The sequence below is a fragment of the Vibrio sp. 2132-1 genome, assembly GCF_033344315.1.
Genome location: NZ_JAWPON010000420.1, coordinates 1 through 656 on the forward strand (window position 1 = coordinate 1; position 656 = coordinate 656).

Sequence of the window (656 nt, forward strand, 5' to 3'; positions counted from 1 at the left end):
AAGGGTGTCACGTACTTGGTTTCTTGCTGTCGAAGAGTCGTCTACGATAAGAACGTTACGTCCAACCATCGACTGCGATAAGTCGTGATCTAAGATATCTTCTGAGATAGTGACATCATAATGAACGATTTCCGCCAACACTTTCTCAACGTCAATAATCTCAACGATTTGAGAAGTATCACCATCTTTCACTTGGGTGATAGCTGTAAGGTAGTTAGAGCGTCCAGAAGTAGATGGCGGCGGCTGAATTTCAGTCCATGCGGTATTGATGATGTTACGTACCGGACCAACAAGGAAACCCTGCACCGAACGGTTATATTCCGTCACGATCAAGTTTTCTTCTTCCGCTTCTCCACGAAGAGGAGGAAAACCAATCGAACAACGCAAATCAATCACAGGTACAGCTTCACCTCGAAGAGAAGCAACACCACGGATGTTGTAGTGTGAACCAGGCAGCTTAGTCAACGGCGGAAGCTTTATCACCTCTTTCACTTTGAACACATTAATCGCAAATAACTGACGACTGTTTAACGTGAACAGCAAAAGTTCCAGTCGGTTTTCACCCACTAAGTTCGTACGCTGATCAACCGTATTTAAAACTCCGGACATACTACTACCTAAATTCTGAACGATTATTTTTCACTCTTTATTGGAAA

The 656-nt window shown here is 43.4% G+C and carries 1 protein-coding gene; it reads right to left on the minus strand.

All coding sequences use genetic code 11. The features are described 5' to 3' along the window. A partial coding sequence (locus tag R8N47_RS25785; protein ID WP_318186176.1) for a chemotaxis protein CheW occupies positions 1-609 on the minus strand: 609 nt, incomplete at its 3' end. Between the last annotated feature and the right edge of the window lie 47 nt (positions 610-656).